General features: G+C 71.3%; 6 protein-coding genes. 3 read left to right on the top strand and 3 right to left on the bottom strand.

Annotation, left to right across the window (positions count from 1 at the left end; translation table 11 throughout):
• Window positions 1-66 precede the first annotated feature (66 nt).
• Window positions 67-1,689, bottom strand: a complete 1,623-nt coding sequence (locus CCN56_RS26360) for a PucR family transcriptional regulator (RefSeq protein WP_086830464.1) — start codon at window positions 1,687-1,689, stop codon at window positions 67-69.
• Between the two features lie 161 nt (window positions 1,690-1,850).
• Between CCN56_RS26360 and CCN56_RS26355 the strand changes: the two genes are divergently transcribed.
• Together CCN56_RS26355 and CCN56_RS26350 are read left to right on the top strand one after the other, a co-directional pair.
• Entirely contained in the window at window positions 1,851-3,365 is a 1,515-nt protein-coding gene (locus tag CCN56_RS26355) for an APC family permease (RefSeq protein WP_086830463.1), read from the top strand.
• A gap of 26 nt (window positions 3,366-3,391) precedes the next feature.
• Entirely contained in the window at window positions 3,392-5,026 is a 1,635-nt protein-coding gene (locus tag CCN56_RS26350; protein WP_086830462.1) for an NAD(P)/FAD-dependent oxidoreductase, read from the top strand.
• A 20-nt stretch (window positions 5,027-5,046) separates the two neighbouring features.
• Here CCN56_RS26350 and CCN56_RS26345 read toward each other — a convergent pair whose 3' ends face one another.
• Both CCN56_RS26345 and CCN56_RS26340 read right to left on the bottom strand, forming a co-directional pair.
• Entirely contained in the window at window positions 5,047-6,429 is a 1,383-nt protein-coding gene (locus CCN56_RS26345) for an FAD-binding oxidoreductase (RefSeq protein ID WP_086830461.1), read from the bottom strand.
• Window positions 6,430-6,497: 68 nt separating this feature from the next.
• Window positions 6,498-8,300 carry a glycoside hydrolase family 15 protein gene (locus CCN56_RS26340; RefSeq protein WP_086830460.1) on the bottom strand — a complete coding sequence of 601 codons (1,803 nt, stop codon included), beginning with the start codon at window positions 8,298-8,300 and terminating at the stop codon, window positions 6,498-6,500.
• A 528-nt stretch (window positions 8,301-8,828) separates the two neighbouring features.
• Here CCN56_RS26340 and CCN56_RS26335 point away from each other — a divergent pair.
• On the top strand, window positions 8,829-10,414 hold a 1,586-nt coding region (locus CCN56_RS26335; protein WP_086830459.1), incomplete at its 3' end, for a CTP synthase.

The following is a 10,414-nucleotide window of genomic DNA, read 5'->3' as shown; positions in this document are numbered from 1 at the left end:
CGTTGTGGGCCCACAACGGGGGCGGGGGCGTGGGCGACGCCCGGCCGGGCGCGGGCCACACGGGGACTACGGTGTGTGGCGGCGGGCTCTCAGGGCCAGGGAGAGGGCCAGGACCGTTTGGGGGTCGTCCAGGTCCGTGCCCAGGAGTTCGGAGATGCGGGCCAGGCGGTTGTAGAGGGTCTGGCGGTTGAGGTGGAGTTCGCGGGCGGTCTCCGCCTTGCGGCCCGCGTGGGCGAGGTAGGTCTCGAGGGTGGGGAGGAGCGGGGGGCGGGACGTGCCGTCGTGGTCCCGCAGCGGGCCGATCGCGCGGTCGACGAAGGCTGCGAGGTCCGGGTGGTCGCGCAGGCGCCACAGCAGCAGGTCGATGTCCAGGCGGCGGGCGTCGTACCAGGGGAGGTCCGAGAGGCCCTGTGCCGCCGTCGCCGTCTCCGCCGCGTGCCGCAGGCCCGCCGAGGCCGCCGCCCAGCCGCCCGCGACGCCGACCACGACGACCGGCGGGTGCACCCCGGCGCGTTCCAGGCCCGCCCGCTCCACGCCCGCGCGCAGCGCCGCCGCGACCCGGTCCGCCACCGCCGTGCGTTCCGATTCCGAGCGCAGGCCCAGGAGCAGGGGGACGCGGCCCTCGACGGGGCGGACGCCCAGCAGGGCCGGGACTCCCACCGCGGACAGCTCCTCCAGGACCGCCCGGGCCAGGAGCGCCCAGTTGCCCGAGGGGGACAACTCCGAGGCCAGGCGCATGACCACCGGCAGGAGCGGGCCGTCGCCCGGCTTGAAGCCCAGGACCCTCGCCTGTGCCGGGGCGTCCTCCGCCGAGATCCGGCCCTCCGCCAGGTCCGTCAGGAAGTCGCCCCGGCCGCGTGCGGCCAGCTCCTCCTCCTGGCGGGCCTGCATGAGGACGACCGCGAGGAGCCCCGCCGCCCGCTCGGCCGCCATGCGGTGTACCGGGGAGAGCGGTCCCGAGACCGCCAGGAGGACCAGGCGGGCCCTCACCGAGCCCGTACCGGGGCCGCCGCCCGGCACGTCGACCAGGACCGTGCCGGTGGGCGGGCCGGACTCGCGGGCCGCCCGCTGGCCGCGCAGCCCGTCCCACACCTGGAGCGGGTCGGCGGGCGCGGACTCGGTGCCCGCCGCGTAGAGCAGCTGTCCGTCGGCGGTCTCCAGGAAGACCGGGTTGGCGGCGAAGTCGGAGAGGATGCGGAGCACCTGAGGGACCCCGCCGCCGCCGAGCAGCGCCTCCGTGCACTGCCGGTGGACCTCCTCGGCCTGCCGCTGGAGCGCGTAGTGGCCGTTGACGATCTCGGTGTGGATCTCCTCCGTGACGGCGACGAAGGGGACCTCGCGGTGGAGCTGGACGAGCGGCAGGCCCGCCGCCCGCGCGGTCTCCACTATCGTCGCCGGGAGGCGGGCGAAGCGCGGGCCCAGTTCGACGACGAGCGCCGCGATGCCCCGGTCGGCGAGCCGCCGCACGAAGGCCCGTTGTTCGGCCGGGCGGGTGCCCAGGCCGAGGCCCGTGGTGAGGAGCAGTTCGCCGCCCTTGAGCAGCGAGGCGATGTTCGGCACCTCGCCCGCGTGCACCCAGCGCACCGTGCGGTGCAGCCGGTCCGCGCCGGCCACGACCTCCGGGAGCCCGCCGCGCAGTCCGGGGAGCTCGAGCGCCCGCTGCACGGTGATCCCGCCCTGATTGTCCATGGAGCCGGACGCTACCCGCGTCCGTGTTCCGGCGACATCACCTGACGGTTACGGGACCGGACAGTTCGTACACCAGGGCGACAACTCGTCGCCCCCTGGCGGGAATTGTGCGACCGGATGTCGATTGTGGCCTACGTCACCCGCGAGGATCCTCTCGGCCCATGGCAGAGAACCCCACCCCAGAGGTCCACCGGCTCAAGGCGAACTCGGTCGGACTCGTCGGCGTCGTCTTCATGGCCGTCGCCACCGCCGCCCCGATCACGGCGATGACCGGAAACCTCCCCATCGCCGTCGGCTTCGGCAACGGTACCGGCGCGCCCGCCGGATATCTCTTCGCGACGCTCGTCCTGACCGTCTTCTCGGTCGGCTACGTCGCCATGGCCAAGCGGATCACGGCCGCCGGCGCCTTCTACGGCTACATCTCGCACGGCCTGGGCCGGATCGCCGGCATGGCCTCCGGCATGCTCGCCGTCCTCGCGTACATCGTCTTCGAGGCCTCGATCGTCGGCGTCTTCGCCTACTTCGCCAAGACGACCGTCGCCGACCAGCTCGGCGTGGACGTGCCGTGGATCCTGTACGCGGCCGTCATGCTGGCCGTCACCGCCGTCCTGTCGTACTTCGACATCAACCTGACCGCCAAGGCCCTCGGGGTGATGCTGGTCGCGGAGATCGCCGTCCTCTTCGCGGTCGCCACCGCCGTCCTCATCGCCGGCGGCGGCCCCGACGGCATCCCCGTCGAGCCGATCAACCCGAAGAACGCCTTCACCGGCACCTCCGCCGGGCTCGGTCTCTTCTTCGCCTTCTGGTCGTGGGTCGGCTTCGAGTCGACCGCGATGTACGGCGAGGAGTCCCGCGACCCCAAGCGGGTCATCCCGCGCGCCACCCTGATCTCCGTCATCGGCGTCGGCCTCTTCTACATCTACGTGTCGTGGATGACGATCGCCGGGAACGGGCTCGCCGGATCCGTGAAGCTGTCCGCCTCCTCCTCGCCCCTCGACCTGTTCTTCGCGCCCACCCAGACCTTCATCGGCGCCTGGGCCGTCGACGCCTTCCAGTGGCTGCTGCTCACCGGCTCCTTCGCCTGCGGCATGGCCTTCCACCAGTGCGCCGCGCGCTATCTGTACGCCATCGGCCGGGAGGGCTTCCTCCACCCCGCGCTCGGCCGGACGCACGCGAAGCACGGCTCGCCGTACATCGCCTCGTTCGTGCAGAGCGTGATCGCCGTCGGCCTCGTCGCCGCCTTCTGGCTCACCGGCCAGGACCCGTACATCCACCTCTACACGCTGCTCGCGATCCTCGGCACGATGGCGATCCTCATCGTCCAGACGCTGTGTTCGTTCGCCGTCATCGGCTACTTCCGCAAGAACCACCCCGAGGACCGGCACTGGTTCAAGACCCTCACGGCCCCGCTCCTCGGCGGCATCGGCATGATCGCCGTCGTCGTCCTGCTGGTCATGAACATGGAGACCGCGGCGGGTCTCGCCGCCGACTCCCTCTTCTTCAAGGCGATCCCCTGGATCGTCGGCGCCGTCTTCTTCGGCGGCCTCGGCCTCGGCTTCTACCTCAAGGCCAAGCGCCCCGAGCGCTACGAGATCATCGGCCGGATCGTCCTGGAGGACGCCGCCGAGCGCACCGACGACACCCGCACGGAGACCGCCCCCGTACCCCAGGCCTGACCCCTCTCACCCTCCAGGAGCGCCCCATGGCACGCACCAACCCGATGCACCTCCTGAAGAACCTCGCCGCCGAGCACGCCGACGCCCGACGGCTGGGCATCCCCGTCGACGAGCTGCGCGGCATGAGGGCCGACGCCCTCGGACGCCGGTCCCTGCTCAAGTACGCCACCGCCGCAGGCATCGCCGTCGGCGTCGGCTCGGCCGTGCCCGCCGCGGCCGCCACCTCCACTCCGCCGGTCAGGAGCACCGCCCGGATCGCCGTCGTCGGCGCCGGGATCTCCGGCCTCACCGCCGCCCTCACCCTCCAGGACGCCGGACTGAGCCCGGTGCTCTACGAGGCGAACCCGTCCAGGGTCGGCGGCCGCATGTACACCCAGCGGGACCACTGGGCGTACGGCCAGACCTCCGAGATCGGCGGCGAGCTGATCGACACCAGCCACAAGAAGATCCTGGAGCTCTGTCGCCGCTTCGGCCTGGCCACCGAGGACTTCCTCGGCGGCGGACCCAACGGCGCCGAGGAGGTCCTCTGGTTCAACGGCACGTACTACCCGCGTGCCCAGGCCGACGAGGACTTCAACGCCGTCTACCAGGCCCTCCACCGCGACCTGCTCGACGCGGGCGAGGTGAAGTGGAACCAGACCACCCCCACCGGCACCGCCCTCGACAACATGTCGCTGTACGAGTGGATCGAGAGCCGGGTCCCCGGCGGGCACTCCTCACGGCTCGGCCGGTTCATCGACGTCGCCTACAACGTCGAGTACGGCGCCGACACCACCGAACAGTCCTCGCTCGCCCTCGTCCTGCTCATGGGCTACCAGACCAATCCGGGCAACTTCAACATCTGGGGCCTGTCCAACGAGCGCTACCACGTCGTCGGCGGCAACGACCGGCTCCCGAACGCCGTCGCCGGGGCGCTCGCCCCCGGCACCCTGCGGATGGGCTGGTCGCTGAACGCCGTACGGGCCAACGGCGACGGCACCCAGACGCTCACCTTCACCGAGGCCGGCGCCACCCGTACCGTCACCGCCGACCACACGATCCTGTGCGTCCCGCTGCCGATCCTCCAGCAACTCGACACCTCCCAGGCCGGGTTCGACCCGCTCATGCGCAACCTGCTGCGGGACGCCCGCATGGGCTACTGCACCAAGCTCAACATGCAGTTCGGCACCCGGCCCTGGCGCGGCACCGGCGCCTGGCCCGGGGTCTCCGCCGGCGACTGCTTCACCGACACCGAGGTCCAGCAGACCTGGGACACCACCAAGGTCCAGGGCGGCACCGGCGGCATCCTCCTCCAGTACGGCGGCGGCAGCCTGGCCCGGAACCTCAACCCCGCCGGGCCGTTCTCCACCGAGTCCGACCCGTACGTGCGGAACCTGGTCACCCGCTATCTGGCCGGCATCGACGCCTTCTTCCCCGGCACCTCCAAGGCGTACACCGGCCGCGCCCAGCTCTCCGCCTGGCACAAGAACCCGTACTCCCTCGGTGCGTACTCCTGCTGGCCCGTCGGCTACCTCCACCGGTACGCCGGCTACGAGGGCACCGCCCAGGGCAACGTCCACATCGGCGGCGAGCACTGCTCGTACGACTTCCAGGGCTTCATGGAAGGCGGGGCCACCGAGGGCGAGCGCGCCGCCCAGGAGGTGATCGCCGCGCTGAGGTGAGCCGGTCGAGGTGAGCCGGTTCAGCCGGCCGGGGCGATGTTCTGGTTGTGCCGGAACACGTTGTCGGGGTCGTACTGGGCCTTCACGGCGGCGAGCCGGCGGTAGTTCTCCTCCCCGAAGGAGGAGACGATCCGCTGCTCGCCCTCGGCGCCGACGAAGTTCAGATACGTCGCGTCGAGCGCCCACGGCCGCACGTCGGCCCGCACGTCGCGCACCCACTGCCTCGCCGCCTCGTCGAGCGCCGGGTCCTCCCAGGTCGCGAACGGGTGCACCGCCCACGGCGCGGTGCGCCACGGCTGCGGATACGCGGAGGGCCCGGCGGCCACCTGCCCGCCCATCAGGAACAGCACCTGCTGGGTGGCGGTCCCCTCCGGGATCGCCGCGCCGCGCTCGCAGAAGACGTCCACGGCCTCGTCGGAGAACTCCCGCAGGTACTCGGCCGACCAGTAGTTCCGCAGCCCCGGCGGGTCGTCCATCATCGACTGCAGGTCCACGTACGGGATGTCCATGACGATCTCGACCACCGGCTTCAGCGCGAACAGCGGCGCCACGAACTCCCGGAGCTCGTCGACCGGCCCGGTGTACGTGAACAGCGCCCCGCAGACCAGCTTCCCGACCAGGTCCTCGGGGATGAACGGCTCCGGGGGCGCCGGCACGTAGATGGCGCCACCGCCCATCTCGTCGGGCGCCGTCATGCCGAGGTCGCGGAAGGTGCGCACCACCTCGGACGCCTTGTCGGGCAGGAAGAACATCATCGAGACGCTCGTCCGGGGCAGCGGATGCAGACGCATCGTCAGCGAGGTCGCCACCCCGAAGTTGCCGCCGCCGCCGTGCAGCGCCCAGAACAGCTCCGGGTTCTCCTCCGCGTCCGTGTGGACGTGCTTGCCTTCGGCGGTGATCAGGTCCACGGCCAGCAGATTGTCGCTGGCGAGACCGAACTTCCGCTCCAGCCAGCCCGATCCGCCGCCCAGCGTGAAGCCGCCGACGCCGGTGGTGGACACCCGCCCGCCGGTGGTCGCCACGTGGAACGGCTGGCAGGCGTGGTCCAGGTGGCTCATGAGCGCCCCGCCCTCGATCCGGACCGTCATGTCCTCCGGGTCCACGACGACGCCGTGCATCCGGCGGAGGTCGACGATCAGCGCGCCGTCGATCATGGAGGTTCCGGCGACGCTGTGCCCGCCGCCGCGCACCGCGATCGGCAGACCGGCCTCGCGGCCGAACAGGATCGCGTTGGACACGTCGGCCTGGGTGGCGCACTGGGCGATCACCGACGGACGCCGGTCGATCATGCCGTTGTGCAGGGCACGCGCCTCGTCGTAGCCCGGACCGCCGGGGATGATCACCTCGCCGGCCAGGTCGTCGACGAGCCCGGCGAGGGCGCTTTCGGAGATGTGGGGAGCCATGGGAGCCCCCCTTTCGAGAGGGGCGACAGGACCCTTTCATCGTAGGTCCGGGCCCCCACGGACGCTCCTCAGCCGCCGTACGCCCCGCTCGCCGTCAGCCGCAGCGCCGTGTCGATCAGCGGGACGTGGCTGAAGGCCTGCGGGAAGTTCCCCACCTGCCGCTGGAGCCTCGGGTCCCACTCCTCGGCGAGCAGTCCGAGGTCGTTGCGGAGCGCGAGCAGCCGCTCGAAGAGCGTGCGCGCCTCGTCGACCCGGCCGATCATCGCCAGGTCGTCCGCCAGCCAGAACGAACAGGCGAGGAACGCTCCCTCGTCGCCCTCCAGGCCGTCGACGCCGGCCTCGTCCCCGGCCGTCGGGTAGCGCAGCACGAAACCGTCCTCCGTGGACAGCTCGCGCTGGATCGCCTCGATCGTGCCGATGACCCGCTTGTCGTCCGGCGGCAGGAAGCCCATCTGCGGGATCAGCAGCAGCGAGGCGTCCAGCTCCTGGGAGCCGTACGACTGCGTGAAGGTGTTCCGCTCCTTGTCGTAGCCCTTCTCGCAGACGTCCCGGTGGATCTCGTCGCGCAGATCGCGCCAGCGCTCCAGCGGGCCGTCGGCGTCCCCGGACTCGATCAGCTTGATCGTGCGGTCCACGGCCACCCAGGCCATCACCTTGGAGTGCACGAAGTGGCGGCGCGGACCGCGGACCTCCCAGATGCCCTCGTCGGGCTGGTCCCAGTGCTTCTCCAGGTAGTTGATCAGCTTGATCTGGAGCAGGGAGGCGTAGTCGTTGCGGGACAGGCCCGTCATGTGCCCGAGGTGGAGGGCCTCCGTGACCTCGCCGTACACGTCCAGCTGGAGCTGGCCCGCCGCGCCGTTGCCGACCCGGACCGGGCCCGAGTTCTCGTACCCCGGCAGCCAGTCCAGCTCCTGCTCGCCGAGCTCCCGCTCGCCGGCGATGCCGTACATGATCTGCAGGTTCTCCGGGTCGCCCGCGACCGCGCGGAGCAGCCACTCGCGCCAGGCGCGGGCCTCCTCCCGGTAGCCGGTGCGCAGCAGCGAGGAGAGGGTGATCGCCGCGTCCCGCAGCCAGGTGTAGCGGTAGTCCCAGTTCCGTACGCCGCCGATCTCCTCCGGCAGCGAGGTCGTCGGCGCGGCGACGATCCCGCCGGTCGGCGCGTACGTCAGCGCCTTCAGGGTGATCAGCGAGCGGATCACCGCCTCCCGGTAGGGGCCGTGGTACGTGCAGTGCTCGACCCACTCGCTCCAGAAGTCGGCGGTCGCCTCGAGGGAACCCTCCGGGTCCGGCAGCGCCGGCGGCTCCTTGTGGGAGGGCTGCCAGGAGAGCGTGAACGTGATCCGCTCCCCGGGCGTGACCATGAACTCGGAGTACGTCGTCAGGTCCTTGCCGTGGGTCTCCGCGTCCGCGTCCAGCCACACCGAGTCGGGTCCGGCGACCGCGACCGTGCGCTCCCCGACCTTGTGCACCCAGGGCACGATCCGGCCGTAGCTGAACCGCATCCGCAGCGAGGAACGCATCCGCACCCGGCCCGAGATCCCCTCGACGATCCGGATCAGCTGCGGCGCGCCGTCGCGCGGCGGCATGAAGTCGGTCACCCGGACCGTGCCGCGCGGGGTGTCCCACTCGGACTCCAGGATCAGCGAGTCGCCCCGGTAGCGGCGCCGGTCGGCGGGGGTGGGCTCGGCGTCCTCCGGACCCGCCGGGCCCACCCGCCAGAATCCGTGCTCCTCGGTGCCGAGCAGCCCCGCGAAGATCGCGTGCGAGTCGAAGCGGGGGAGACACAGCCAGTCGACGCTGCCGTCCCGGCAGACCAGGGCTGCGGTCTGCATGTCTCCGATGAGTGCGTAATCCTCGATGCGCCCGGCCACGTGCTTCACTCCAGTCGAACGGCCACGTCCGCCCCTAGGGGCGCTTGCTACTGATGTGCGTGATGTCTGCGATGTCTGTGCGGTCTCAGCAAGGCCAGTGTGCGGGACGCGCAGGCCTGCGCGACGGGGATGCCGGCCCGCACGGTGCGATGCCGGCCCGCGCGACGCGATGCCGGCCTGCTCGGCGGGGGCGCCGGGCGATGCCGGTCCTGCCCGGCGGACGATGTCCGAGCAGAATACGTGCCGCCCCGGTGACCGTAGTGATCACACGGGCGACGCGCTGCTCCACACGGGTGAGCTGCGGCTTCGCCCGCCCCCGACGGCCTCGTCGCCGTCCGTGAACACCCGACTGCCGCGTGTGGCCGGAAGCGGTCTCCCGATGTCGCTGATACCCTGGTACCCCGTGGACCGGTGGGAAACGGCGACAGCCGAGGACCCCGAAACCGCAGCGACGGCACCCCCCGATTCTTCCGGAGGGCACGCCGGTACGCACCTCCAGAACGCGACCACGGGAGCCCCCTCTTGGCGATGCCGCCCAACACCACGACGACCAAGCACATCTTCGTCACCGGGGGTGTCGCCTCCTCGCTCGGCAAGGGGCTCACCGCCTCCAGCCTGGGTGCGCTCCTCAAGGCCCGGGGCCTGCGGGTCACGATGCAGAAGCTCGACCCGTACCTGAACGTCGACCCGGGCACGATGAACCCCTTCCAGCACGGCGAGGTGTTCGTCACCAACGACGGCGCCGAGACCGACCTGGACATCGGCCACTACGAGCGCTTCCTCGACGTCGACCTCGACGGCTCGGCCAACGTCACCACCGGCCAGGTCTACTCGCAGGTCATCGCCAAGGAGCGGCGCGGCGAGTACCTCGGCGACACCGTGCAGGTCATCCCGCACATCACCAACGAGATCAAGGGCCGCATCCGCCGCATGGCGACGGACGACGTCGACGTCGTCATCACCGAGGTCGGCGGCACGGTCGGCGACATCGAGTCGCTGCCCTTCCTGGAGACCGTCCGTCAGGTCCGCCACGAGGTCGGCCGCGACAACGTCTTCGTCGTGCACATCTCGCTGCTCCCCTACATCGGCCCCTCCGGCGAGCTGAAGACCAAGCCGACCCAGCACTCCGTCGCCGCCCTGCGCAACATCGGCATCCAGCCCGACGCGATCGTGCTGCGCGCCGACCGCGAGGTCCCGACCGCCATCAAGCGCAAGATCTCGCTGATGTGCGACGTCGACGAGGCCGCGGTCGTCGCCGCCATCGACGCCCCGTCGATCTACGACATCCCGAAGGTCCTGCACACCGAGGGCCTGGACGCCTACGTCGTCCGCAAGCTCGACCTGCCCTTCCGCGACGTGGACTGGACCGTCTGGGAGGACCTCCTGGACCGCGTCCACAACCCGGAGCACGAGGTCACCGTCGCGCTCGTCGGCAAGTACATCGACCTGCCCGACGCCTACCTGTCGGTCACCGAGGCCATGCGCGCCGGCGGCTTCGCCAACAAGGCGCGGGTCAAGGTCAAGTGGGTCACCTCCGACGACTGCAAGACCCCGGCCGGCGCCGCCAAGCAGCTCGGCGACGTCGACGGCATCCTCATCCCCGGCGGCTTCGGCGACCGCGGTGTCTCCGGCAAGGTCGGCGCCATCCAGTACGCCCGCGAGAACAAGGTGCCGCTGCTCGGCATCTGCCTCGGCCTGCAGTGCATCGTGATCGAGGCCGCGCGGAACCTGGCCGACATCCCCGAGGCCAACTCCACCGAGTTCGACCCCGCCACCGCGCACCCCGTCGTCTCCACGATGGAGGAGCAGCTGGCGTACGTCGAGGGCGCCGGCGACCTGGGCGGAACGATGCGCCTGGGCCTCTACCCGGCGAAGCTCGCCGAGGGCTCGGTCGTCCGCGAGACCTACGGCGACGAGCCGTACGTCGAGGAGCGCCACCGTCACCGCTACGAGGTGAACAACGCGTACCGCGCGGAGCTGGAGAAGAAGGCCGGTCTGGTCTTCTCCGGCACGTCCCCGGACAACAAGCTCGTCGAGTTCGTCGAGTACCCGAAGGACGTCCACCCCTACCTGGTCGCCACCCAGGCGCACCCGGAGCTCAAGTCCCGCCCGAC

Source organism: Streptomyces sp. NRRL B-24572, from assembly GCF_002156145.1.
GTDB classification, from domain to species: Bacteria; Actinomycetota; Actinomycetes; order Streptomycetales; family Streptomycetaceae; genus Streptomyces; species Streptomyces vietnamensis.
This window is presented reverse-complemented; position numbering and strand designations above follow the sequence as displayed.

Bases quoted from the DNA above. Each gene is read 5' to 3' on its own strand.
- CCN56_RS26360 (WP_086830464.1), bottom strand. From the start codon at position 1,689: ATGGACAATCAGGGCGGGATCACCGTGCAGCGGGCGCTCGAGCTCCCC.
- CCN56_RS26355 (WP_086830463.1), top strand. From the start codon at position 1,851: ATGGCAGAGAACCCCACCCCAGAGGTCCACCGGCTCAAGGCGAACTCG.
- CCN56_RS26350 (WP_086830462.1), top strand. From the start codon at position 3,392: ATGGCACGCACCAACCCGATGCACCTCCTGAAGAACCTCGCCGCCGAG.
- CCN56_RS26345 (WP_086830461.1), bottom strand. From the start codon at position 6,429: ATGGCTCCCCACATCTCCGAAAGCGCCCTCGCCGGGCTCGTCGACGAC.